26 protein-coding genes and 1 tRNA gene are annotated in these 22,629 nt (G+C 41.5%); 6 read left to right on the forward strand and 21 right to left on the reverse strand.

From position 1 onward, the window contains the following. Nucleotides 1-1,497, reverse strand: a complete 1,497-nt coding sequence (locus J8L98_RS05860; RefSeq protein ID WP_210995701.1) for an NAD(P)H-hydrate dehydratase — start codon at nucleotides 1,495-1,497, stop codon at nucleotides 1-3. Here J8L98_RS05860 and queG point away from each other — a divergent pair. Next, nucleotides 1,480-2,643 (forward strand): tRNA epoxyqueuosine(34) reductase QueG, encoded by a 1,164-nt coding sequence (gene queG, locus J8L98_RS05865; RefSeq protein ID WP_210995702.1) that lies wholly within the window; start codon nucleotides 1,480-1,482, stop codon nucleotides 2,641-2,643. The two genes, J8L98_RS05860 and queG, sit on opposite strands and share 18 nt — an antisense overlap. Before the next feature lie 2 nt (nucleotides 2,644-2,645). On the opposite strand, the gene J8L98_RS05870 is transcribed toward queG, so the two are convergent. The 3 genes from J8L98_RS05870 to J8L98_RS05880 all read right to left on the reverse strand — a co-directional run bounded on the left by J8L98_RS05870 (nucleotide 2,646) and on the right by J8L98_RS05880 (nucleotide 6,355). Further along, a complete protein-coding gene (locus J8L98_RS05870) occupies nucleotides 2,646-3,773 on the reverse strand; it encodes a response regulator (RefSeq protein WP_210995703.1) in 1,128 nt (375 codons plus the stop codon). 78 nt (nucleotides 3,774-3,851) lie between these two features. Continuing rightward, nucleotides 3,852-5,798 carry an ATP-binding protein gene (locus J8L98_RS05875; RefSeq protein WP_210995704.1) on the reverse strand — a complete coding sequence of 649 codons (1,947 nt, stop codon included), beginning with the start codon at nucleotides 5,796-5,798 and terminating at the stop codon, nucleotides 3,852-3,854. 62 nt (nucleotides 5,799-5,860) lie between these two features. After that, nucleotides 5,861-6,355 (reverse strand): GNAT family N-acetyltransferase, encoded by a 495-nt coding sequence (locus tag J8L98_RS05880; protein WP_210995705.1) that lies wholly within the window; start codon nucleotides 6,353-6,355, stop codon nucleotides 5,861-5,863. Between the two features lie 72 nt (nucleotides 6,356-6,427). Between J8L98_RS05880 and J8L98_RS05885 the strand changes: the two genes are divergently transcribed. The 4 genes from J8L98_RS05885 (at nucleotide 6,428) to J8L98_RS05900 (ending at nucleotide 8,357) form a co-directional block, all read left to right on the forward strand. After that, the gene (locus tag J8L98_RS05885; protein WP_210995706.1) at nucleotides 6,428-6,973 is read left to right on the forward strand and encodes a glutathione peroxidase; all 546 of its coding nucleotides are present in this window, start codon (nucleotides 6,428-6,430) and stop codon (nucleotides 6,971-6,973) included. A 77-nt stretch (nucleotides 6,974-7,050) separates the two neighbouring features. After that, complete coding sequence (locus tag J8L98_RS05890; protein WP_010362781.1) at nucleotides 7,051-7,332, forward strand: peptidylprolyl isomerase; 282 nt, start codon at nucleotides 7,051-7,053, stop codon at nucleotides 7,330-7,332. Nucleotides 7,333-7,400: 68 nt separating this feature from the next. Then, entirely contained in the window at nucleotides 7,401-7,979 is a 579-nt protein-coding gene (locus tag J8L98_RS05895) for a glutathione S-transferase family protein (RefSeq protein ID WP_210995707.1), read from the forward strand. Between the two features lie 27 nt (nucleotides 7,980-8,006). After that, a complete protein-coding gene (locus J8L98_RS05900; RefSeq protein WP_210995708.1) occupies nucleotides 8,007-8,357 on the forward strand; it encodes a DUF2750 domain-containing protein in 351 nt (116 codons plus the stop codon). Here J8L98_RS05900 and J8L98_RS05905 read toward each other — a convergent pair. Both J8L98_RS05905 and J8L98_RS05910 read right to left on the reverse strand, forming a co-directional pair. Continuing rightward, entirely contained in the window at nucleotides 8,334-8,723 is a 390-nt protein-coding gene (locus tag J8L98_RS05905) for a VOC family protein (RefSeq protein ID WP_192508824.1), read from the reverse strand. The genes J8L98_RS05900 and J8L98_RS05905 overlap by 24 nt on opposite strands. 267 nt (nucleotides 8,724-8,990) lie before the next feature. Then, nucleotides 8,991-9,065, reverse strand: a tRNA-Arg gene (locus J8L98_RS05910). Between the two features lie 259 nt (nucleotides 9,066-9,324). On the opposite strand from J8L98_RS05910, the gene J8L98_RS05915 reads away from it, so the two are divergent. Next, nucleotides 9,325-9,507 (forward strand): helix-turn-helix domain-containing protein, encoded by a 183-nt coding sequence (locus tag J8L98_RS05915; RefSeq protein WP_192508825.1) that lies wholly within the window; start codon nucleotides 9,325-9,327, stop codon nucleotides 9,505-9,507. On the opposite strand, the gene J8L98_RS05920 is transcribed toward J8L98_RS05915, so the two are convergent. From J8L98_RS05920 to iscR, 15 genes are all read right to left on the reverse strand, one after another. Next, nucleotides 9,504-10,295 (reverse strand): phosphotransferase, encoded by a 792-nt coding sequence (locus J8L98_RS05920; RefSeq protein WP_210995709.1) that lies wholly within the window; start codon nucleotides 10,293-10,295, stop codon nucleotides 9,504-9,506. The genes J8L98_RS05915 and J8L98_RS05920 overlap by 4 nt on opposite strands. Continuing rightward, nucleotides 10,288-10,917: a nicotinamide riboside transporter PnuC gene (gene pnuC / locus J8L98_RS05925; RefSeq protein ID WP_192508971.1), complete on the reverse strand. Its 630-nt coding sequence runs from the start codon at nucleotides 10,915-10,917 to the stop codon at nucleotides 10,288-10,290. Before pnuC ends, J8L98_RS05920 begins: the two co-directional genes overlap by 8 nt. Continuing rightward, entirely contained in the window at nucleotides 10,913-11,167 is a 255-nt protein-coding gene (locus J8L98_RS05930; protein ID WP_192508827.1) for a YkoF family thiamine/hydroxymethylpyrimidine-binding protein, read from the reverse strand. The genes pnuC and J8L98_RS05930 overlap by 5 nt, the downstream gene beginning before the upstream one ends. Before the next feature lie 63 nt (nucleotides 11,168-11,230). Then, nucleotides 11,231-11,731: a nuclear transport factor 2 family protein gene (locus tag J8L98_RS05935; RefSeq protein ID WP_210995710.1), complete on the reverse strand. Its 501-nt coding sequence runs from the start codon at nucleotides 11,729-11,731 to the stop codon at nucleotides 11,231-11,233. 22 nt (nucleotides 11,732-11,753) lie between these two features. After that, nucleotides 11,754-13,127 (reverse strand): Gfo/Idh/MocA family oxidoreductase, encoded by a 1,374-nt coding sequence (locus tag J8L98_RS05940; protein WP_210995711.1) that lies wholly within the window; start codon nucleotides 13,125-13,127, stop codon nucleotides 11,754-11,756. Nucleotides 13,128-13,233: 106 nt separating this feature from the next. Then, nucleotides 13,234-14,307, reverse strand: a complete 1,074-nt coding sequence (locus J8L98_RS05945) for an aminoglycoside phosphotransferase family protein (protein ID WP_210995801.1) — start codon at nucleotides 14,305-14,307, stop codon at nucleotides 13,234-13,236. Nucleotides 14,308-14,353: 46 nt separating this feature from the next. After that, nucleotides 14,354-15,259, reverse strand: a complete 906-nt coding sequence (locus J8L98_RS05950) for an NTP transferase domain-containing protein (RefSeq protein WP_210995712.1) — start codon at nucleotides 15,257-15,259, stop codon at nucleotides 14,354-14,356. Between the two features lie 77 nt (nucleotides 15,260-15,336). Then, nucleotides 15,337-16,770, reverse strand: a complete 1,434-nt coding sequence (locus J8L98_RS05955) for an NAD-dependent succinate-semialdehyde dehydrogenase (protein WP_210995713.1) — start codon at nucleotides 16,768-16,770, stop codon at nucleotides 15,337-15,339. A gap of 381 nt (nucleotides 16,771-17,151) precedes the next feature. Then, complete coding sequence (gene fdx / locus J8L98_RS05960) at nucleotides 17,152-17,490, reverse strand: ISC system 2Fe-2S type ferredoxin (RefSeq protein ID WP_010362769.1); 339 nt, start codon at nucleotides 17,488-17,490, stop codon at nucleotides 17,152-17,154. A gap of 1 nt (nucleotide 17,491) precedes the next feature. Next, complete coding sequence (hscA, locus tag J8L98_RS05965; RefSeq protein WP_210995714.1) at nucleotides 17,492-19,354, reverse strand: Fe-S protein assembly chaperone HscA; 1,863 nt, start codon at nucleotides 19,352-19,354, stop codon at nucleotides 17,492-17,494. A gap of 48 nt (nucleotides 19,355-19,402) precedes the next feature. Further along, nucleotides 19,403-19,930, reverse strand: coding sequence for a co-chaperone HscB (gene hscB, locus J8L98_RS05970; RefSeq protein ID WP_210995715.1), 528 nt, complete (start codon nucleotides 19,928-19,930; stop codon nucleotides 19,403-19,405). A 111-nt stretch (nucleotides 19,931-20,041) separates the two neighbouring features. Then, the gene (iscA, locus tag J8L98_RS05975) at nucleotides 20,042-20,365 is read right to left on the reverse strand and encodes an iron-sulfur cluster assembly protein IscA (protein ID WP_010362766.1); all 324 of its coding nucleotides are present in this window, start codon (nucleotides 20,363-20,365) and stop codon (nucleotides 20,042-20,044) included. A gap of 12 nt (nucleotides 20,366-20,377) precedes the next feature. Beyond that, complete coding sequence (iscU, locus tag J8L98_RS05980) at nucleotides 20,378-20,761, reverse strand: Fe-S cluster assembly scaffold IscU (protein ID WP_010362765.1); 384 nt, start codon at nucleotides 20,759-20,761, stop codon at nucleotides 20,378-20,380. 58 nt (nucleotides 20,762-20,819) lie between these two features. After that, nucleotides 20,820-22,043: an IscS subfamily cysteine desulfurase gene (locus J8L98_RS05985; protein ID WP_210995716.1), complete on the reverse strand. Its 1,224-nt coding sequence runs from the start codon at nucleotides 22,041-22,043 to the stop codon at nucleotides 20,820-20,822. A 24-nt stretch (nucleotides 22,044-22,067) separates the two neighbouring features. Continuing rightward, complete coding sequence (iscR, locus tag J8L98_RS05990; protein WP_010362763.1) at nucleotides 22,068-22,559, reverse strand: Fe-S cluster assembly transcriptional regulator IscR; 492 nt, start codon at nucleotides 22,557-22,559, stop codon at nucleotides 22,068-22,070. Between the last annotated feature and the right edge of the window lie 70 nt (nucleotides 22,560-22,629).

Below are 22,629 nucleotides of genomic sequence, written 5' to 3' on the forward strand. Positions count from 1 at the left end.
TCACCCCAGTAAACGTCTAATATGCTCAAATAAATCACTGGCAAGTAGTCCTTTTTCACCATCGGTTGCCGCTTTTTCTGCCGCTAATCCATGAATATACACAGCCAAACTCGTTGCGGCAAATTTCTCCATACCTTGTGCAAGTAAGCCCGCAATTATACCAGATAACACATCCCCCATCCCAGCACTGGCCATTGCTGAACTTCCCGAACGGTTAATATTCATACGGTCACAGTGATAAACTATGCTGCCTGGACCTTTGAGTACAACCGTACTGTGATATGCATGCGCTAAAAATGACGTTGTCATGAATCTATCCGACAATTCTATGTCTGAATCATTTCCTATCAGTCGCTTGGCTTCACCAATATGCGGTGTGATCACGCTATCGCTAAAACGCTGCTGGGTATTTGCTAATAAGTTAAGTCCATCTGCATCGCATACGATCGTCCGCTCAAATTCGAAACACCTCTTAAACAGCGTTTGCGCCCATGCATCTTGTCCTAAACCAGGGCCTATCACCAACACATCAGCTTTGATAAATAAATTATCAATTGCTTCTTGCTCGCTGTTCAATGATCTCACTCCATGAACCATAAGTTCGTAACGTCCTTGTTGTACCAATGCGACATTATCAGCGTGTGTTAATACACTCACTAAACCTGCGCCCGCTCTTAAACATGCCTCACTGGCCAATCGAATCGCGCCACCCATCCCTTTATTCCCACCAATGAGTAAAACATGACCGCATTGGTTTTTATAACAATCTGGGTCCCGATTTAGCCTCTGCGCCATAAAGGTTTGCTGAGCACTGTAATGAACGGCAGCTTTTACACGTGCTGAAAAAATTTCTGCAATGCCAAGGGGTGCAAATAGCAGTTTTCCACAAAAATGTTTTGCTCTCCCTGTCAACATACCTTGTTTTAACGCGATGAAAGTCATCGTAATTGTGGCTTCAAAAGCACCCTCAGCGACCACTCCAGAAGACGCATCAATGCCACTAGGCACATCAATACTTAAACGCATTGCCGAGCTACAATTGCAATAATCAAATATCGTCTTGATTGATGCACTCAATTCACCAGAATACCCCGTGCCAAAAACACCATCAACTATCACATCATAGCTGCCTCTTTCAGCAAAGTTTGCTATAAAAGGCACTTTAGCGGATACAGCTTTCTCATAAGCACTCTGTGCATCTCCAGTTAATAACTGCGGAGAAAACAGACTCATCACCGAAACGACTCTGCCCGTCATATGAAGTAAACGCGCCAGTAAATAGGCATCTCCGGCATTATTTCCTTTACCCGCAAGAATAAGAATGCGTTCAGCATTCAGCAGCTCATGATCAAATAAGGAAAATACCGCATCTGCGGCTCGCTCCATCAGGTGCGATAAGCTAATGCCTATCTCGCTGGCAGCCTGACCTTCATTGTCCTTTACTTGCTGGGCCGTATACGCAAACTGTGGTAAATTACCATGGTATTTAGCTTCCAAGATCGATTTCCTGTGACTATCACTCATATTGACTATATTGAACTCGCAAAAAAAATTAAGCAATGGGGCGTAGAGCTTGGCTTCGCTGAAGTTGGTATCACTGACATTGATCTCAGCCAACATGAAGCGCAGTTGCAGCGTTGGTTAGACAATGGGTACCACGGAGAAATGGCGTATATGGCCGCACACGGTATGAAACGAGCACGCCCTGCGGAACTTGTGCCAGGTACCCAACGCGTCATCTCAGTCAAAATGAATTATCTACCTCCTGATGCCAGTTTTGCCAAGGCGCTCAATAATAAACAAACAGCTTACATCAGCCGCTATGCGCTCGGTCGCGATTATCATAAAGTAATGCGCAACAGGTTAAAAAAACTAGGCCAAAAAATTGAACGTGAAGTTGAACAACTGGGATACCGGCCTTTTGTCGACTCTGCACCAGTCCTTGAACGCCAACTTGCTGAAAAAGCGGGGCTTGGCTGGCGCGGAAAAAATAGTTTACTGATCAATAAAAAAGCTGGGTCATGGTTTTTCTTAGGTGAGCTGTTTGTCAGTATCCCATTACCCATTGATAATCCCAATGAATCTGAAGGCTGTGGAAAATGTAATGCCTGCATCACTTTATGCCCAACAGGCGCAATCGTTGAACCTTATGTGGTTGACGCTCGAAAATGTATTTCTTACCTTACAATTGAGCTACAAGGCGCAATCCCAGAACAGTATAGGGCACTATTAGGTAATCGAATTTATGGCTGTGATGACTGCCAATTAGTTTGTCCGTGGAACCGCTTTGGCCAACTCACTGATGAACAAGACTTTCACCCTCGTCAAAATATCAAAGACCAAGATCTAATAACCTTATTCTCTTGGGACGAAGCAACATTCTTAAAAAATACTGAAGGCAGCCCGATCAGACGTATTGGGCATGAACGCTGGCTCCGTAATATTGCAGTAGGGTTGGGTAATGCAGACTACAACCCCGCTATCATTCAGCTACTAACTGAGCGGCATCAGCACTCATCGCCGCTCGTACAAGAACATATTGAGTGGGCTATTTCCCAGCAGAATGAAAAACAAATTAATACCGAGCGAAAACAAGCACGCCTGATAAGGATTATTGAAAAAGGCCTGCCTCGAGACGCATAACGCTAAGACTTATCAGTTAATAATGATAAGTCCCCTTCAATCTCTTTAAAAGCGCTTTGCACCATGTCAATCGCCTCCTCACGCGCCACTGAATTTTGAATTGCCTCATCTACATTACTAAAAATGAAAATTTCTTGGTCCTCATCTAAACCCATTGTCGGGATCTTAGATTCAAAACGCTCTTGTAGTGATCTAAACACAGACTCATTTTGTCGCCGGTTTGTGTTAAGCATACCCATAAGACTTTTAAATTTACCATTGATCATTGTGAGGGCATTATCTAAATTGTCTTTTTGTGTGTTAAGTTCTTTGCGCGTCATAATTGCAAGTAGCTGCTGCTCTGTCACACTGACCAAAAAACAAATATGGTCACGAATACGACCATGCTTATTTTCATCGCTAGGCATATTTAGAATCAAAACACTCACCAAATCGTAGTTTACCAGTATACGACTGGTGAATTCATGAAGGCGTCCTTTTGACTTTAATATATCAAATAACTCCACCACAATTGGTGAACATAAGCCACTGGTGGCAAAGTGGTGACGTTGTGTATCAACTCGCACCTCAGCATTGCAGTTCAAGCCAAAACTAGATAAGCACTTTATCATCGCATTAATTAATGTGGAAACATCATCAACCTGTGAAATTTGTTCGATATAATTAACGATTTGCCCCATTTCACTACTGGTAGCCATTGCATCAAATGCGGTTGATGTCGCATCTTCTACTTGCTGTTCCAATATGTCTTTATCTAATAACATTTGACTTAAGTTCATCAGCTTACTTTTGAGCTCGCCTTGGCCAAATGGCTTAACGATATAATCTTCAGCACCAACAGCATACCCTTCCATACGCTCTTCGACAGAACCTCTTGCAGAAACAAACATAACCACAATATGGTGAGTCTCCGGATTCGCTTTGATCGCCCGACAAACATCATATCCATTCATTTGGGGCATGCTCACATCGAGCAATATTACCTGAGGGTCAAATGTTTCAATGATCTCTAAACACTCAGGTCCGCTACTGGCTGTCAGCAAATCAAAATTCAGGTCTTCTAGAATTTCTTCCAGTATTTCTAAATTAAACGGTTCATCATCGACGGCTAAAATACGCTGAAGGGCCATATGTCTATTCCTTTTGTATGTTTGTCACTAACTTTAGTTATAGTCGTGATTTTCGTGATTGCTAACTACTTCAACTGTTTAATGTTGGCTTAATGGCAATTCAATAAACACAGTTGCACCGCCACATGCGTTGTTATTGACATAAATACAGCCTTTATGAAGCAACACAAACTCTTTGCATATCGCCAGGCCTAAACCTGTACCACCAGCACCACTATTCGTTTTACTACTTTGCACAAACTTAGAAAAAACCTGCTCTAATTCATCGTCAGGAATTCCCATTCCTTGATCACTAATTGCAACGTTTACCTTATTGTCTGAAAGCGTAACATCAACAACCACTTGACTGTTCTCAGGGCTAAATTTCAACGCATTTCCTAGCACATTACGGACTATTTGATTTATTTGCTCTTGATCGCAATACAATAAAATAGGTGCTTCAGGCACATTTAATTCGACCTGTATTTTCTTTGCTAAGGCGCTCCCTGCAACATCATCAATGCCTGTTTTCAAAATGCCTGTGAAATTATGATTACTGGGATTAAATGGAAAGCGCCCAGCATCTAAACGAGATAAATCCAATAAATTGTTCAACAAAAGCAGCAGTCGCTCACCGCTGGTCTCTATCCTCGACAAGTATTTCTGTAGCTTTTCAAGTGGTGCCTCTCCAGAATTTAACTTGTCTAAACCAAATCGAGCGAAACTCAAAATTGAATGCATAGGCGTGCGTAATTCATGAGACATATTCGCTAAAAATTCGGATTTACTTAAGTTCGCAGCTTCGGCGGCCTCTTTTGCACTTTGCAGTTGTGCTGTGCGTGCCTGGACTTCAGCTTCTAAAACTTCTTTAGCTTCTTCAAGCACTTGTTGTTTTTTCTTTAAATGCGCAACATTTTTAAAAATAACAGCAAAGGCAATCTCTCCATGATGGTCAATTTCATTAAACGTGCCCATCAAGGGGATATCCCCCGATGTTTGCGGCAAAACTAACTCGCAATTAAAATGTCGCTGGATGCCAACTTCCTTAATTGCTACTTTTAATGTGTCAGTACAGTCTGTTGCAAACAGATCATAGATAGAACGCGCTTGTATCTCGCTTTGTGACAATTTAAGTAACCGCATCGAAGCATCATTTGCTTCAATAATGGCGCCATTTCGTTTAAATAATACAATGGGATCCGGTGTATGTTTATAAATCACCCGCAATAAGCTGTCGCGCTCAATTAATGCATCAACGGTTTCTTGCAATCGTTCAACAAGCTCTTGATTATGCCGCCGTAGCAACTCAGTTTGCCAAAGCTTATGCAATGATTGTAATAATTCACTTTCATCAAAGGGCTTAGTTAAGACATCTTCAGCCCCTTGACGAATTGCTTCCATCATATCAACTTGGCTTGCTCGGGATGTAAACAGTAGGCATCGACAATTTGGGTTCAGTGTTTTCAATTGTACAAATATCTCAACACCCGTTCCCACTTGAAGATTGAAGTCACTGATCAATAAATCAATATGTTGTTTTTCTGCGACAGTAACAGCTTCTTCTAAAGAGCATGCTGTAAATACCACCAGTTGCGCCCCTCTTAAGCTAGTCGCTAACTCATCTAAGCGGTCATCTGCGTGATCCACCAGCAGCACAGTTGGCAAGACTAAACGCTGATTGGCCCCCACTTCTAAGACCCGCTCTAGCAAATGTGTGATTTCCTTATTTGCAAAGAACGGATAAATCACAATACCATTAGGCAAAGCTTTATTAAACTGACTAAAAACCTCTAAATGTTCAGTGTTATCAGGCTTTGGGGCTAAAAGAATTAACTTACAGTGTTCTTTTAAGGGTAATAAAACCGTTAAATAGTCACTGGGGATCCCATGAGCAATCGCGATGACATCATAACTAGAGAATTGAACACCTTCATCGAGCATATTGTAATGAATATGTTCTACTTCCCCACCTAACAGCTCAAAGAGTACTTTTAAGCGCATCGCAAGCACGCTGTTACTGTCTATAATTAGTACTTTATTCGACATAGTCTATTTCTATTTCCGTGTTCTAACACACAAAAGTGTAGTCGAATTTTAATACTTGCGATTTAAGGTAAAGATAATTGTTTACCAAATATAGCTAAGCTATAGCGTTTTTGGTCCATTTTAGCTATATCGGGTAATTCTCCCCAACGGCTATAACCTTGTCGCTCGAACAATTTTATACTGGGCTCATTATGAGAAAAAATAAACCCAAGTAATGTATCTACTGCAATATTCCTTGCATGCTGTTCAGCAAATTGCAGTAATGTTGTACCAAGTCCATTGCCTTGAGTGTGCGCGGTAATATAAATACTCAGTTCACACGTTCCAATATAAGCAGGTCGACCATAGAATGATTTAAAGCTTAGCCAAGCTAGCACCTCTCCCGCCTCTTCATACACAAAAAGTGGACGTTCAACATTATGGCTAAAAAACCAGGTTTTACGCGCTTCAACCGTCGTAGGCTCGGTCTCAGCAGTGACCATTCGACTGGCTATTGTCTCATTATAAATTGACACAATAGCGGGTAAATCTATCTCGCGAGCAACTCGTATATTCATAGTGTAATAAAATTGATCAATTTAAGGTCTATTGACGTATCATAAGCAAGTTCAACTAACAAAGGAAAGCCAATGCTTAACAAACTACTGCAACTGAGCCTACTTGCATCCAGCCTCTTAATGAGCACCTATACGCTGTCTTCTACTTGCGATGACTTTACTAACGTTGAATTAAGAAAATTGCGTTCTAAAGAAACCCTCAATTTATGCCAGTTTAAAGACAAACCATTGCTTATCGTAAATACAGCCAGCAATTGTGGTTTTACGGGCCAATTTGAGGATTTAGAAAAGCTCCATAAAAAGTATAAAGACCAAGGTTTGGTTGTGCTTGGCTTTCCTTCGGACGATTTTTTTCAAGAAGAAGACGATGAACAAGATACTGCAAAAGTCTGCTTTGTAAACTACGGCGTGACGTTCAATATGTTTGCAACATCTGATGTACGAGGGGATAGTGCTAACCCTATTTTTAAACATCTTGGAAACCAAACAAGTTCACCAAAGTGGAACTTCTACAAGTACCTTGTCTCCGCCGATAGAAAATCAATTACTCGCTTTAACAGTCGCACTAAGCCTTTATCAGACGAAATGGTGAGTGTAGTTGAAAAAGCATTACAATGATATCGTGAGTTTTTAATACATCTGTATTAGAATAAATTCTGAATAAAAACTAATCACAAGCGAAATATGGAGAAGTTATGACAGTTGCAAGCGCAAGGCACATCTTAGTAGATAGTGAAGCGGAATGTTTAGACCTAAAGTCACGAATCGCTGCCGGTGAAGACTTTGCTGAACTAGCAAAACAATACTCTAGTTGCCCGTCGGGACAAGATGGTGGGGCTCTTGGTGAATTTGGCCCTGGCATGATGGTACCTGAATTTGATACTGTGGTATTCTCGGCACCACTGAACGATGTGCAAGGTCCGGTACAGACTCAATTTGGTTACCACTTGCTAGAAGTAACCAGTCGCACTGAATAAAGCTGTTGCACATTAGAGTAAGCCGCTAAATGCGGCTTTTTTTGTGAATATTTTAAAGGAACATTATTATGCAACTTTTTGGCTCAGACTCATCTCCCTATGCCCGACGTATTCGACTTTTTATTGCCTTACATAAGCTCGATATTGAATATATCCATCTCGATATTTTTTCTGTACAAGGTAGAGCTAAACTTATCGAACATAACCCAGCTAGAAAAATCCCATTTTTAGTGAATGGTGATATCCAGGTGAGCGATTCTAACGTCATTTTTCGTTATTTAACGACACAATATGCGCTGCCCACGCTTACCTGGTGGCAAGAGAATCAATTGACTAATATCAATGCATGTAATGATTCTCTCGTGGAAATTCTTATTTCTCAGCGCTCTGGGCTTGATACCAACAGTAATATACTGTTCTTTAACTTACAGCGAGAGCGTATTCGCGAAGTATTAACTGACTTAAATGAACAATGTGTTAAAAATGAATTTTTAGACTGCCAGTACTTGCAGATCAGTTTATACTGCCTGCTAGACTGGATAATATTTAGAGATCTAACCGATCTAAATCCTTTTGCCGCCCTATTACACTTTCATAAGAATCAAAATGAGCGTGTTGGCGTACAAGAAAGCGATCCTCGCACATAAATAAACATATTTAATAAGGTATACACCATGAGCGACATTGAAATTGAATCAGAACTTGTCACCTTCGTTGAAAAAGTTCGCCTCGGCGCTCAAGTATGGGCACTTGGGGCTGACGATGGTGGTGTGGTTGTGTGTGAATCAAACCAATTTGAAACAACTGATGTGTTATTGGTTTGGGATAGCGCAGAGAAAGCACAAAACCAATGTAAAGATGAATGGCAAGGTTATACTCCAACCCCTATCGCACTTGATGAATTTCTAGATGAGTGGGTAGAAGACTTAAATGAAGACCAAGCACTACTAGGCCTAAATTGGAACGATGAGAATGTGTGTCTTGAGATTGAGCCTACCGGCTTAGCGCGTGCACTCACTGACTAGCGCAATAAGTGTTCCGTCAATAGCACGCACATAAGCTTGTGTGTGCTCATTCTTATTGCAAGGTGGCATTAAAGGCTCCGCGCCCGCATTCACTGCTTTATCATAACTCTCACTCACATTTTTACATCGCATGGCTAATTCAAACCCCAATGCAGGCTGCTTTGGCTGAGCTCGAATATAACTTTGCTTAAATTGCGCTTGCGCAAAAGGATGACTTGCAAACCCGAGCTTAACTTCTCCGGTATTCAATTCACCATAATCAGCCGACTCAGTTAACTCCGTCGCATTTAAGCCAAACGCCTGATAATAGAAATCAAGTACCTCTTCCACATTATCCACATAAATAACTGTTTTTAAATACTGCATGTTACTCGCTCAAAAAATGTAAACGCTTAAGAATTGCCACCACTTTAACTAAAGCATACATTTTGAGCTGGGTAAAATACAATCATATCAAGCGTAAAGATATTCACATGGTGACAGAAGCGTAAATAAAAACGCAGAAAGCAGTCTTGCTTAGATAAATTAACGTATTTTCATCGGTATAGATTAAAGGGCTGGATTCAGCTATCGAGACTTGAAACACCGATTTCAACATTGCAATGGGGATGATACGAAAAAGACAAAATACAATGGCGCTCTCGGAAGGGATCGAACCTTCAACTTAGCCTCCGGAGGGCCACGTGATATCCATTTCACCACGAGAGCAACACAGTATTCTTTGATCGCGTTTATAATAATGCTATCGATAGCTAAATACTAGCATTTGTGAGCTACATGCTTAATTTTTAATCTAAAAATCAAAAAAACACTATACATTGCACAAAAAACACGATATTTAACTATGCTTAGTTATACCTTCGTCGATGTAACATGCCTTTTATGTTCATCGAGCAATGTGCAATAGAGTCGTAACTCGATAACAACAACCGCATTGTGCTTAAAAAATATCAAGAGGATTATTATTATGACCCCGATGACCACTGAACAAGTTGCTGAATTTCTAGGCGTAAAAGTTGAGCGTGTAAAAAGACTTGCTAGAGAGAATTTACTTGTCGCAAAAGATAACGATGCTGATGGTCAGCCTATCTTTGATAAAACAGATGTTGAAAAATACAAAGAACTGGCGCAAAGGTTAGGCGGGATCTAATCTAGTAGACTCATTAGTTTATTCTCTAAGGGGCTTGCATGAGTGTGAGCTCCCTTGTTTTGATACCAATTGATGCTTAGTAGTAAATACGCAATTTGGTAAGCTTTTAATTTCGTACCCGCATAGTCAGGCATATGGATATTACGCAACATGTAGTATTGTTGTAGCAATGCCGCACACTCAATCTCACCTAAATCAAAACTACAACTCAATGCCGCTAAGTCAAAATAAAGGTCATTGTATTGTGCATATTCAAAATCAATTATCTTCGCGCCGGTGTCTGCATTAATTAAGTTGTCATATACCAAATCATTGTGACAAAATGCCAAATCTTCTGGAAGCAAATTAATGACCGATACAGCCCTATCACATTGCTCCTTTGCATACATAAGCTGACACATATCTAGTTGCATAACTTGTTGCACTATATCCAGTTTCTCGTGATCCAAAAAGCCTTGGTACTCATGAAGTTTAACTAAACTCCTCACTATTCTTTCATCTAGATTTACAAATGGTTTTTTTTGAGTAAAGAATTCAAATATCGCAGTATGCGCCTCTGTGCTATAAGCTATCACAGCTTGCGTAATTCCTTGTGCAGCTAGCGCATGTTGTGCGTCTAACAAGGGCTGTGATAAGCCACCTCTATAACACTTCATCAGCAATGCCCCTCGGTCAGAAGTGAGCAAAAAGTTATCATTGTTGAAGCCTTTATGCAGGCGAACAATGTTATCAATTATTATACCAGGTAATAACGCCTCCAGTTGGGCTCTGAGATACTTATCAGTCATATTCTAATTGATGTAGTGACTTCCCTTCACGTTGCTCATGCTCGTCATACCAGCGCTTATAACCCCAGCAAACCATTATGGTATAAAACACAAATAACACTAACGTTGGGTAATAACCTTTCGCAAAATAAAGGTAAATCGACGCTGCATCGATCACAATCCAATAAAGGAAATTCTCAAGCACCTTTTTAGCCACCAAATATGTTGTCACAACGGCGAAACACGTTGTAAAGCTATCTAAATATGCGAGCTCTGCATGGGTATACGTGTCTGTTAAATACCCTAGTAATATTGCTACACTTGCCGTTACAATAATAATTTTCACGTGCCGCTGAAGCGACCAAGACACAATTGGCACCACTGATTGTTCTGCGGTTTTCTGCCACATTCGCCAACCGACTACAGCCATGATCATATAATAAAAGTTCAGTGCAGACTCCATCAATAATGCGCCATTCCAATACATTACTGTATAGATAAACGTACTAATAAACGCGGCAGGCCAACACCAGCTACTCTCTTTGATGGCTAATTGCAAATAAGCCAAAGACAAAAAGACCGCAATATATTCCCAGTACGACATCGCAACAAAACCTGAAAATGCTTTACTTATAAATTCAATCATTGGCTGACAAATCACCCGAAATAAATTTACATACAAAGACTATTTTTCCGTATTCTATATATGAACGTTTCATTTCTCGTTGCAGGACTTGCATCACGTCATCGTAATCTCCGAAGACCTGCGTTGACATATTATTTGTTATCACCTTTAGTCCTGAATGTTGATTCAAGCGCTCAATAAAGTCTTTAATAAAAGGAATGTAATCGTTGTGAAGCGGGTACTTACTGATCTCAACTGACAATTTCATTGGTATTCTCTCTGGGGGCATAAACAAAGTTATTGTAGCTGCCGTAACCTTCTTTAGCGACCACTACTGTGGGTGGTTTAAATTAACACCCGTCATAAATTGCGACTTTGGCGTGTAGTTTATCCAATCTTGTTGATATAAAATTTTACCGTCAGATCCAAATTGTAATTTGATCAAAAATCGCCATGGCCCCAATTCATTGCCTTGGTAACGAAAACGATTAAAATACCCACTCAAAATCACGTGCTTTGAATGCACATCTATAAGTTTGTCAGTTACCACCAAAACGGCTTTATTATCAAGTACTGCTACTTTATTTGCTGTCCAATCAAAGAAATTTGCTATTGCTTTTCTATTGGATGCAGTATGACCATACACCATATCCTCAAATATGGCATCCGTTGCATAAAAATCGATAAAGCGTACAAAATCAGTACGCTCTCCGTACACTTGAATATAATCCTCAACAATGACGGAAAGCGCCGAGGTGTTTGGTCGTGACGCACAAGCACTCAATAAACACATCATGACAAGACCGAAATATGCTCTGAAATGATATGTCATTGGTATTTTCACCCTACACTGTTTAAATGTTCACGATACCTAATGGTTTCGCCGTTTTCCACGCTCCTCGAGTAAAATCAGGTACATCCACTGCATTACTTCGATCGGCTACCGATTTTGCTGATAATGGCGATATCACTGACCATGCAGCACCGTCATAAACATCCTGATCTAGTGGCTCGCCATTACGCAAACAGTAAATCATGCGCCAAAACATCAGGAAATCCATACCGCCATGACCCCCATTACGCTGTGCTTCCTCACCCATTTTCAGCCACAAAGGATGATCATATTGCTCATACCATGGTCCCATCTCGTGATCCCATTCATGATAACTCTTAGTGCCATTTTTTTCCAAAGCAATGCGATTAGGAAAACCAGCAAACACCCCATTCGTTCCCTGAATCAAATTATGGCGGGAATAAGGTCGCGGTGTTGTTGTATCATGTTGCACCATAATGCTGCGCCCTTTAACTGTCTTGATCATCGTTGTATTCATATCTCCCGCAATATAATCCAACTGATTGCGCCGATGATCAGCAGAAAATTCACGTTGTGCATATGCGCGGCGCCCCAATGCTGGTGAGCTCATTGAAGTTAGATAATCAAAACGATCACCACGGTTAATATTCATATACTGTGACACAGGACCTAACCCATGCGTTGGGTACAAATTCCCATCTCGTTTCGCATGCCATGCCGTACGCCATGATCCTGTTTTATGATCAATCTCTTTCATTTGCCAGCGCAACTCGTGAATATAGGCCGCTTCTGCATGCAAAAGTTCGCCAAATAGGCCTTGCCTAACCATATTCAAAACCATGAGTTCATCGCGACCGTAGTTGACATTTTCCATCATCATACAGTTTTTCTGCGTTCTCTCAGCTGTGTCGACTATTTGCCACATCTCTTCGACAGTCAATGCCAGAGGAACTTCAACAAATGCGTGTTTTCCGCTATTCATAGTATCTATGGCCATCGGTGCATGCCATGCCCAAGGTGTAGAAATGATCACTATATCTATATCATCACGTGCTAGCATCTGCTGATAGGCGTGCTCAGTTCCTGTGTATAACGACGGCTTTTCCAACCCTTTCTCCTCTAAATAATAAGAAGAACGTTCCAAAACCGCATCATGTGTGTCACAGATCGCAACAATTTTTGTGCCTTCAATATGGCTCATACGCTTCACATGGCCATAACCCCGCTGCCCAACACCAATAAAGCCAACTCGAACAATTGGCATTTTTGGTACAACGAGCCCCATCACTGACTGACCATGTGCTGGTGGTAATTCTGGTAAGGTATGATTTTTTTGCGCACACCCAGCCACCACACTTGCAGCGGCGGTTGCGCTCGCTGCTTTTAAAAAATCACGGCGGTTAAATTTTTTCATTATTATTATCCTTTGATATTACCACTACATTTGACCATATATTACGGGTAAGCTGATGCGACCAGCAAATCAGGTAAACATTAAAAAAAGCGCCGAAGCGCTTTTTTTAATTTTGAGTAATTATACTCTGTAATGTCAACTCTTTCGCGACCACATCTTGATAAAGCGTAAACTGATTTTGAGCCCGCTCTAAATTATGGTTTTCATGCTTCGTTGCAAAATAATTGTCGCCGTCTAGATAATCGGTTAAAAAACGAAGGCCTATCATAAATGGCATCACTTTAGCACCTAATAAAAAACTGTGTTTTTCCTGTTCAGTTATCAAGCTAGACAAAGGTGTTACATAACCCTTTACAATCGCTTCAAAAATATCTTCTCTTACCTTAACACGATTTAAATTTGTCGAATCTTCAGCTTCTGGAGAGCAAAAGGTGCGCACCATATCACCAAAATCAAACAACCAGTAACCTGGCATACAAGTATCTAAATCAATAACCGCTTTACCTGAATCATTTTGATTACAAAACAGCATATTGTTAATTTTAGTATCGTTATGACAAGGTCGCAGCGGAATGGCGCCAGAAAGTGCTTTTAGTTCATCGGCGAGGTCAAATTGGCTTTGGCAAAATACTATATCAGCTAAGCAGCTATGCGCTCGATTATGCTTGTCTTGTGCAAGCACTTCTTCAAACATCTCGATACGCTTTGCTAAATTATGAAAATCAGGGATCACATGATGCAGTTCACTCGCATTAAAGTCCTCTAAAGCTTGCGCAAATTGACCAAATGCATTCGCTGCTGTTTGTGCTTTAGAAGCACTATTGACCACATCTTCGCTATAACTGCCGCCAATAAACTCTAACGCACGCCATACATCACCATTATGTACAACCAAATAACCTTCATCGATAGTTGGTAAATGTTTAATTATATTTAATTGGTACTCACCCTTCTCAGATTTAATCGATAAGTGCTGTTCTATTGCTCGAGCATTTTCAACAAGCTGCTCTGGTTTTGGAAAAACCTCGGTATTGAGCTTTTGCACGACTATCGCTCGCCGACCATCTTTTAATAACATTGTGGTATTGATATGACCGTTGCCAATCGGATTCATGACAGCTAGCTCACTGTTTAAACCAAACTGTTGCGATAAATATTGCGCTATCGCAGTATTATTCATGCGTACCTCATTAATTAACTGCGTTTCTGAAGCGGCTGAGATCCCCTCATCCTTGACGTAATTCATTTAATTTTCCTGCCACTGTGTCTAATTCTTCTTTAAATGTAATGCCATACCAATGATCCATGGCTGAATAAACCGTTACGTGAGCTTGATTCGAGGATATACAGGCTTGAATACAATCTGGCAGATAATACTCTTTTTTGACAACGTTGTCATGAATATCTAAAAACCGTGAAAACCCGTCCGCCAAATGCATCATGAGTATAGGTGTGATCCCCCAAAATGTCATGGAGGCAAGTGTACTTTTGCTAATCTCGGTAACCTGACCCGCACACTCACCAATAAGCTTACTACCTTGTTTACTGATGTTAAGACATTCAACCACGGATGAAAGTGAGCCTCGATCCAGCTTACATAAACCACGATTAACTCCGCCCTGATTCGACAGCGTGAGTCCAATCGGATATCCCACCATAGCCATATGCTGCTCATCACCACATGTGCTAGCAAAATGCGCGACTAATTGATGGTATGCTTGTGGCCCATAATAATCATCCGCAGTTATTACAATGGCAGGCTTGGTAATATAGGCTCTGGCTGCTAACAAAGCATGGCCGGTGCCCCAAGGCTTTTTTCGTTTATCGACTAATTCCAAGTACTGAGTAGGTACATCGGTAATGCACTGTTCCACTAAATGGATTGTTAATGATTGCGGCAAGCGCGGGACAATATGCGCCTGTACAATAGGTTTAATTGCAGCATTGATCACTAATACAATTTCAGAGATCCCAGCATTATGCGCATCGATAATGCTGAGTTCCATGATAGATCGCCCTAAACCAGGAATTTCTGCAATCTGCTTGTTACCACCAAAACGACTGCCTAAACCACCTGCAAGTACAACGAGTAGCGGTAAGTGCCCTTTTTTTCTTGTATTCCCAACAACCATATGTGACCACAAAATATAAACAGGCGAACAAGTTTACAGCGCTTTTAAAATAATAGAAAGTCATTGCAAAATTTGCGTTAATCAAACTTTTGGCTAAGATATTTAACTTCTAAGTATTCATCTAGTCCTTGTTTTGCACCTTCACGCCCTAATCCAGACTGCTTTATACCACCAAACGGTGTGGCTGAATTAGAGATCATCCCTTCATTAATACCTATCATGCCATACTCAAGCCTTCGTGACACTCGGTGGATCTGCGCAACATCTTGTGAGTAAAAATAGGCCGCGAGCCCCTCCTCTACATTGTTCGCCAATGCCACACTTTGCTGTTCATCTACGAATGACATCACAGTTACAACGGGTCCAAAAATTTCCTGTCGCGCAATATCCATTTCTGGCAATACATCAGTCAAAATAATAGGTGACATAAATAAGCCGCCTAGTTCATCTCCTTTATAATGTAATTTCGCTCCTTGGCCAAGAGCTGCCTCAACCAGTGCCATGACTTTATTTTTCGCTTTTAAAGTAATTAAAGGGCCTAAATCTGTAGCTGGGTCCATCCCCTCACCTACCCGTAGCCTCTTAGTCGCCTCAGTTAACTCCTCTATAAAGGGCACCATACAACTTTGTTCAACTAACACCCGATTGGCTGCCACACATGCCTGTCCGTTATTGCGAAACTTCGCAGTCATTAAGCCAGACACAGCACTTTTAATATTTGCTGTTTTATATACAATAAAAGGCGCATTACCACCTAACTCCATGGATGTCCGTTTTACCGTTGCAGCAGATTGTGCCAATAAAATTCGCCCGACTGTGGTTGAGCCAGTAAAGGTTAACTTACGAACCGCTGTGTGCTGGCAGTATTTAGCGATAAGCGCTGCAGGTTCTTGCGTTAATAAAACCTGCAAAGCACCAGCTTCCATACCGGCCTGATTTGCGAGCTTAGCTAACGCTATCGCACTCAATGGCGTTTCTTCCGAAGGCTTTAATATAAAACTACACCCTGCAGCATACGCTGGCGCGACTTTACGGGTGATCATTGCTAACGGAAAGTTCCAAGGTGTTACGCCCAGTACCACGCCCACCGCTTCCTTTATCGTCATCAATTGGTGCTTACCATCCTGTGCTGGGATAACTTCACCGTAACTGCGCGTTGCTTCTTGTGCAAACCAATCCACAAAACTCGCCGCATAACGTACTTCACCTATGGCTTCATGCAAAGGTTTGCCTTGCTCAGATACCATTAACTCAGCCAAAGCTTGTTCATGAGACAAAATTAAAGCATGCCATTTCTTCAAAACCTCAGCGCGCCGTATAGCTGACGTACAGCGTAATTGCCTCAGTGCTTTCTGTGCACCGTGCAAAGCTAATTGACTGCCTTTCTCATCCACTGACGAGACCACTTTCACGACATTTTGATTCGCCGGATTTAATACGGTAAATGTATTAGTCGTTTGATAAGATGTACCATTGATAAAAGAATGTTCATGTTCAAGAAGCAATTGCATCTGGGTATTCCTTCAATCTACCTATGACCGTCAATATGCCATAGTTATAGTGCTGCAAACAAAAAACCGCAGCACATGGCTACGGTTTTCATCACAATAAATGACAGAGACTAGGGGCTGTTGATCTTTGTTGTTCTATTTTTGTTCTCTTTGAGCGTGCTTTTATCACGGCGCTTAATATGTGGCCTAGTAATCTAAGCGAATATTAAGCAACAAAGAGAAAGGGATGCTCAAAAGAACGGTAGGCAGCGCTTGATTGGCTTTTCTACTATGTTATCGGCTGACTCACATGGAATAACCATGCTACGCAGCCTCTGCCTTGTATAAAATCCAATCAAACTGCTGCAAAAATGAACCTGAAAGATCAACAGCCCCTAACTATTAATGATCTTCATTTACGATGTTCAAATTATACTTGGGAATTTCAACCACCAGATCTTCATCCGTGATAATAGCCTGACACCCTAAGCGAGATTCGGGCTCTAATCCCCATGCTTTATCCAGCATGTCATCTTCTAATTCGTCACTTTCATCTAATGAGTCAAACCCTTCACGTACCACAATGTGGCAAGTGGTACATGCACACGATTTCTCACATGCATGGGGAATGCTAATGCCATTTTTCAATGCCACGTTTAATACTGTTTCCCCTTTAGGTGCTTCAATAGCCGCGCCTTCAGGACATAATTCTTCATGGGGTAAAAAGATGATTTGTGGCATATTACACCTCGTCTACAGACTGCCCTTGCAGTGCTTGTTTAATTGATACATCCATACGACGTGATGCAAATTCGCTACTTGCGGCATCAACATGTTCAATGGCACTCTTAATTTGATCCGGTGACGTTGCTTGCTCACGCATGCTTGTCAACTTCGTCATCGCTTCACGTAAATCAGCAAGTTCTTGCTCATTTAATAAATTATTGTCTGTTAGCAAAGAGGCTTCCAAAGCTTCAAGTACTCTGAGCGCCTCTACTTGCTGCTCTTTTAGCATACGCGCTTGCATATCTTCTTTGGCGTTACTCATTGAGTCTTTAAGCATTTGAGCAACTTGATCATCAGATAAACCAAACGAAGGTTTAACTTGGATGTCAGCTTGGACACCAGTTGATTTTTCTGTGGCAGATACACTCAATAACCCATCCGCATCCACCTTAAACGTCACACGAATATGGGCAGCACCCGCAGCCATTGGCGGTATGCCTTTTAAGCTAAATTTGGCCAGAGAACGACAATCGTCAACCAGCTCTCGTTCACCTTGGAGTACATGCAACGACATCGCCGTTTGACCATCTTTGAAGGTGGTGAACTCTTGCGCTCTCGCGACTGGAATTGTGGTATTGCGCGGAATGATTTTCTCAACTAAGCCACCCATCGTTTCAAGACCAAGCGACAAGGGTAATACATCCAATAGCAACATATCTGAGTCAGGCTTGTTACCGACTAAAATATCAGCTTGAATAGCCGCGCCTAATGCAACCACCCTATCTGGATCGATAGAGGTCAATGGCTGTTTTGCAAAGAAGCTTTCCACGTTTTCACGAATAACCGGCATCCGTGTCGAGCCACCCACCATAACAACCTGCAGTACTTCTTCGTTAGTCACACCGGCATCTTTAACAGCACGGCGACAAGCACGTAGAGTTTTCTTCACCAAAGGCATCACAAGGTCAGCAAAATCACCTTGTGTCACCGACACTGTATGCGTTTGCTGCCTAATGTCTAATTTAACGTTAACCGTTTTATAGCCACTCAGCGCTTCTTTACATGCTTTGGCTTTGTTCATAAATAAGCGTAATTCGTGCGCGTCTAAATCATCAATACCCACTTTTGATTTAAACAATGACACCAGCATAGAGTCAAAATCATCGCCACCTAAACTAGAATCACCGCCCGTTGCCAAGACTTCAAAGACGCCTTGGTTTAAGCGCAAAATAGAAATATCAAACGTTCCGCCGCCTAAATCATAAACCGCAATAACGCCTTCTTGGCCTGAATCTAAGCCATAAGCTACTGCAGCTGCCGTAGGTTCATTTAGTAGCCTTAACACATTGAGCCCAGCAAGTTCAGCTGCATCTTTGGTACTTTGACGTTGTGCATCATCAAAATAGGCAGGCACCGTGATCACTGCGCCCAGAATATCTTGACCAGCAAAACTTTCAACTGCACGTTGATTCAATGTTTTGAGTATTTCCGCTGATGCTTGAACTGGATTAACTGCACCGGCGACAGTATTAATCGCAACGTTACCGCTTTGCTCAATAAACTCATAAGGCAACTGACCATAACTTTGCTCGATTTCTGCTAACGTTTTACCTAAAAAACGCTTCACTGAAATTAAGGTATTAGTTGGGTCTTCAACAGATGCCTGCTGAGCTTGCTGACCAACAACGATCTGCTGCTGGTGATACCTAACCACAGAAGGTAACATAGCTGCACCAGATACATCAGTCAGCGTTTTAGCTTCACCGCTTTGTACCGTAGCAACTAATGAGTTAGTAGTCCCTAAATCTATACCAATCGCGAGTTTATGTTCATGTGGTGCCGCGCTCTGCCCCGGCTCAGCAATTTGCAATAAGGCCATTATGCTCTTCACTTTGCAGCTCACCTTCGAAAAGGTCAGCCTGTAAAATTAATCAAATAAACTGTCTTCAATACGTGCGAGTTCGTCACGTAATTTAAATACAAACTTAAGTTTACGAATGTTGTCAGCAGCTTCCTGTAATGCACTTTCATTAGCATCATCGGCTAATTGCGTAAATAGCTGCGCACTATATTGTTTATCTAATGCGTCAATTTCAGCTTCGAAGTCTTCAATGGCTTGTTCAACATCACTGCTATCAGGTAACTCTGAGAGCGTTTCACGTAATTCCATTTGTTGCATTAAAAAGAGCGGGTCTTGCAATGTTTGTTGTTCCGCTCGAATATCAACGCCACGCTCGCTAAGCATATATTCAGCACGCTTCAGAGGGTGTTTTAACACAGCCAATGCATCGTTAATTTCAGCTGTTTTTTGCACTGCAAGTAGCTTTTCACGTTCGCTCTTTCCGGCAAATTTGTCAGGATGTATAACACGCTGTAAATCTAAATACTGTTTATTAATTTTAACTAAATCAACATCGTAGGCTACTGGAATACCGAACAACTCAAAGTAACGCATATCACTTATTCACTTATAAAAGGCTTTGCTAAAATACAATAAAGCCCCACCAAAGCAGGGCCCTATACCCAAAAGTATTTTTAGGTATGTTACATCCGTAAAACGAATAAGTTAAACAGTAAAGCTTTCTCCACAACCACACTCATCTTTCTGGTTTGGGTTAATAAATTTAAACCCTTCGTTCAAACCTTCTTTTGTGTAGTCTAGTTCTGTACCATCAATATACACTAAGCTCTTAGCATCAATGATGACTTTCACATCTTGGTGTTCAAAAACTTCATCACCTTCACTTAACTCATCAACAAATTCGAGTACATAAGCAAGACCTGAACAGCCCGTGGTTTTTATGCCAACACGCAAACCTAGCCCTTTGCCGCGATTGTCTAAAAAGGTTCTAACTCGATCTGCTGCCGCGTCTGTTAATGTCACTGCCATAACTATTTACTCTTACTTTGCTTGTTTACTTTTGTAATCAGCAATTGCTGCTTGAATTGCATCTTCTGCTAGGATTGAACAGTGTATTTTCACTGGTGGTAATTCTAATTCTGCGGTGATATCGGTATTTTTAATTTCAGCAGCTTCATCTAGCGATTTGCCTTTAACCCATTCAGTCACCAATGATGAAGACGCAATGGCGCTACCACAGCCATACGTTTTGAACTTAGCATCTTCAATAATACCGCCATCAGATACTTTGATTTGCAATTTCATTACGTCACCACATGCTGGTGCACCAACCATACCAGTTGCAACATTTGGATCATTTTTGTCTAAAGAACCTACGTTACGTGGGTTCTCTACGTGGTCAATTACTTTATCACTATACGCCATAATACTTTCCTCACTATATGCTCATAGCACTAAGCTACAAACAAAAATTGCTTAATGCTTAATGGTGTGCCCATTCAACGCTGTCTAGGTCTATGCCCTCTTGATGCATTTCCCAAAGCGGTGACATTTCACGTAAGCGGCCAATCGACTCTTTCATTAGCTTGACGGTATAGTCGATTTCTTCTTCTGTTGTGAAGCGGCCAATACTGAAACGAATTGAACTATGTGCAAGTTCATCGTTACGACCTAATGCTCGTAATACATATGAAGGCTCAAGGCTCGCTGAAGTACAGGCTGATCCTGATGATACCGCAATATCTTTCACGGCCATTAACAAAGACTCACCTTCAACAAAGTTAAAACTGATGTTTACGATACCTGGTACCGACTGTTCAATACAGCCATTGAAGTAAACTTCATCCATGCCATCTTCACCCATCACACCATCAATCAAACGCTGACGAAGCGCACTGATGTGTGCGTGATCTTTTTCGAAATCTTGTTTTGCAATACGAAATGCTGTGCCCATTCCAACTAACTGGTGTGTTGCCAAAGTACCAGAGCGCATACCGCGTTCATGACCACCACCATGCATTTGCGCTTCAAGACGAGCACGTGGTTTACGGCGAACATACAGTGCACCAACACCTTTAGGCCCGTATGCTTTGTGACCAGAGAAAGACATAAAATCAACTTTCAACTCTTTCAGGTCAATTTTAACTTTGCCTGCACTTTGTGCACCATCAACATGGAACATAATCTTGCGTTCACGGCACATATCACCAATAGTAGCAATGTCTTGAATAACACCTAGCTCGTTATTTACATGCATTACGCTCACTAAAATAGTGTCTTCACGCATTGTCGCTTCTAACTTTTTAAGGTCAAGCAAGCCATTTTCTTCAACTTCCATATAGGTTACTTCAAACCCTTGTCGCTCAAGCTCGCGACATGTATCAATAACCGCTTTATGCTCGGTTTTTACCGTGATGACATGCTTACCTTTTTTCTGATAAAAGTTAGCCGCACCTTTAATTGCAAGGTTGTTTGACTCTGTAGCGCCAGAAGTGAATACAATTTCACGCGGATCTGCGTTAATTAAATCAGCGATATCATTACGCGCTTGGTCAACAAGTTCTTCTGCCTGCCACCCAAAACGGTGCGAGCGAGATGCTGGGTTGCCAAAATTCCCTTCCATTGTCAGGCATTGCATCATTTCATCGGCAACACGCTGATCAACCGGAGTGGTTGCTGCATAATCTAAATAAATCGGTAACTTCATTTGTTTCTCCGCTTGACGCCAACCTTAAAGTTGACAGCTCACTTGAATATTGTCTAATTGCTTCATCGCACTATTGACGCTGTTATCCTGACGTAATGCAACAGATTGCACCTCAGAATTCGCGACTAATTCGGCAAGGGAAATGTTTTTTAAAAAATCTTCGATACGCTGGCTTAAATCAGACCACAGTGTGTGCGTTAAACATCGCATCCCACTTTGGCAACCGCCCCCTTCTCCGTGACAACGTGTCGCGTCGACTGATTCATCGACCGCATTTATCACATCCCCTACAGAGATTGCTTGCGCATCACGACCAAGTAAATAGCCGCCGCCCGGACCTCGTACTGAGCTCACTAACCCATGTTTACGTAATCGAGCAAATAATTGTTCTAGGTAAGATAAAGATATTTCCTGACGACCAGAAATATCAGCAAGAGGGACTGGACCAGCTTTAGTATGCAACGCAACGTCTAACATTGCTGTTACCGCATATCTGCCTTTCGATGTTAATTTCATAAAGCCCCCGAGCTTGATTACCAAAGCGCAAATTTTAATTACCTGACTAAGATAGTCAAGTATTACTCAC

Source organism: Pseudoalteromonas sp. MMG013 (assembly GCF_018100885.1).
GTDB lineage: Bacteria > Pseudomonadota > Gammaproteobacteria > Enterobacterales > Alteromonadaceae > Pseudoalteromonas > Pseudoalteromonas aurantia.

Bases quoted from the DNA above. Each gene is read 5' to 3' on its own strand.
- queG (WP_210995702.1), top strand. From the start codon at position 1,480: ATGGTATTTAGCTTCCAAGATCGATTTCCTGTGACTATCACTCATATT.
- J8L98_RS05870 (WP_210995703.1), bottom strand. From the start codon at position 3,773: ATGGCCCTTCAGCGTATTTTAGCCGTCGATGATGAACCGTTTAATTTA.
- J8L98_RS05875 (WP_210995704.1), bottom strand. From the start codon at position 5,798: ATGTCGAATAAAGTACTAATTATAGACAGTAACAGCGTGCTTGCGATG.
- J8L98_RS05880 (WP_210995705.1), bottom strand. From the start codon at position 6,355: ATGAATATACGAGTTGCTCGCGAGATAGATTTACCCGCTATTGTGTCA.
- J8L98_RS05885 (WP_210995706.1), top strand. From the start codon at position 6,428: ATGCTTAACAAACTACTGCAACTGAGCCTACTTGCATCCAGCCTCTTA.
- J8L98_RS05890 (WP_010362781.1), top strand. From the start codon at position 7,051: ATGACAGTTGCAAGCGCAAGGCACATCTTAGTAGATAGTGAAGCGGAA.
- J8L98_RS05895 (WP_210995707.1), top strand. From the start codon at position 7,401: ATGCAACTTTTTGGCTCAGACTCATCTCCCTATGCCCGACGTATTCGA.
- J8L98_RS05900 (WP_210995708.1), top strand. From the start codon at position 8,007: ATGAGCGACATTGAAATTGAATCAGAACTTGTCACCTTCGTTGAAAAA.
- J8L98_RS05905 (WP_192508824.1), bottom strand. From the start codon at position 8,723: ATGCAGTATTTAAAAACAGTTATTTATGTGGATAATGTGGAAGAGGTA.
- J8L98_RS05915 (WP_192508825.1), top strand. From the start codon at position 9,325: ATGACCCCGATGACCACTGAACAAGTTGCTGAATTTCTAGGCGTAAAA.
- J8L98_RS05920 (WP_210995709.1), bottom strand. From the start codon at position 10,295: ATGACTGATAAGTATCTCAGAGCCCAACTGGAGGCGTTATTACCTGGT.
- J8L98_RS05930 (WP_192508827.1), bottom strand. From the start codon at position 11,167: ATGAAATTGTCAGTTGAGATCAGTAAGTACCCGCTTCACAACGATTAC.
- J8L98_RS05935 (WP_210995710.1), bottom strand. From the start codon at position 11,731: ATGACATATCATTTCAGAGCATATTTCGGTCTTGTCATGATGTGTTTA.
- J8L98_RS05940 (WP_210995711.1), bottom strand. From the start codon at position 13,127: ATGAAAAAATTTAACCGCCGTGATTTTTTAAAAGCAGCGAGCGCAACC.
- J8L98_RS05945 (WP_210995801.1), bottom strand. From the start codon at position 14,307: ATGAATAATACTGCGATAGCGCAATATTTATCGCAACAGTTTGGTTTA.
- J8L98_RS05950 (WP_210995712.1), bottom strand. From the start codon at position 15,259: ATGGTTGTTGGGAATACAAGAAAAAAAGGGCACTTACCGCTACTCGTT.
- J8L98_RS05955 (WP_210995713.1), bottom strand. From the start codon at position 16,770: ATGCAATTGCTTCTTGAACATGAACATTCTTTTATCAATGGTACATCT.
- fdx (WP_010362769.1), bottom strand. From the start codon at position 17,490: ATGCCACAAATCATCTTTTTACCCCATGAAGAATTATGTCCTGAAGGC.
- hscA (WP_210995714.1), bottom strand. From the start codon at position 19,354: ATGGCCTTATTGCAAATTGCTGAGCCGGGGCAGAGCGCGGCACCACAT.
- hscB (WP_210995715.1), bottom strand. From the start codon at position 19,930: ATGCGTTACTTTGAGTTGTTCGGTATTCCAGTAGCCTACGATGTTGAT.
- iscA (WP_010362766.1), bottom strand. From the start codon at position 20,365: ATGGCAGTGACATTAACAGACGCGGCAGCAGATCGAGTTAGAACCTTT.
- iscU (WP_010362765.1), bottom strand. From the start codon at position 20,761: ATGGCGTATAGTGATAAAGTAATTGACCACGTAGAGAACCCACGTAAC.
- J8L98_RS05985 (WP_210995716.1), bottom strand. From the start codon at position 22,043: ATGAAGTTACCGATTTATTTAGATTATGCAGCAACCACTCCGGTTGAT.
- iscR (WP_010362763.1), bottom strand. From the start codon at position 22,559: ATGAAATTAACATCGAAAGGCAGATATGCGGTAACAGCAATGTTAGAC.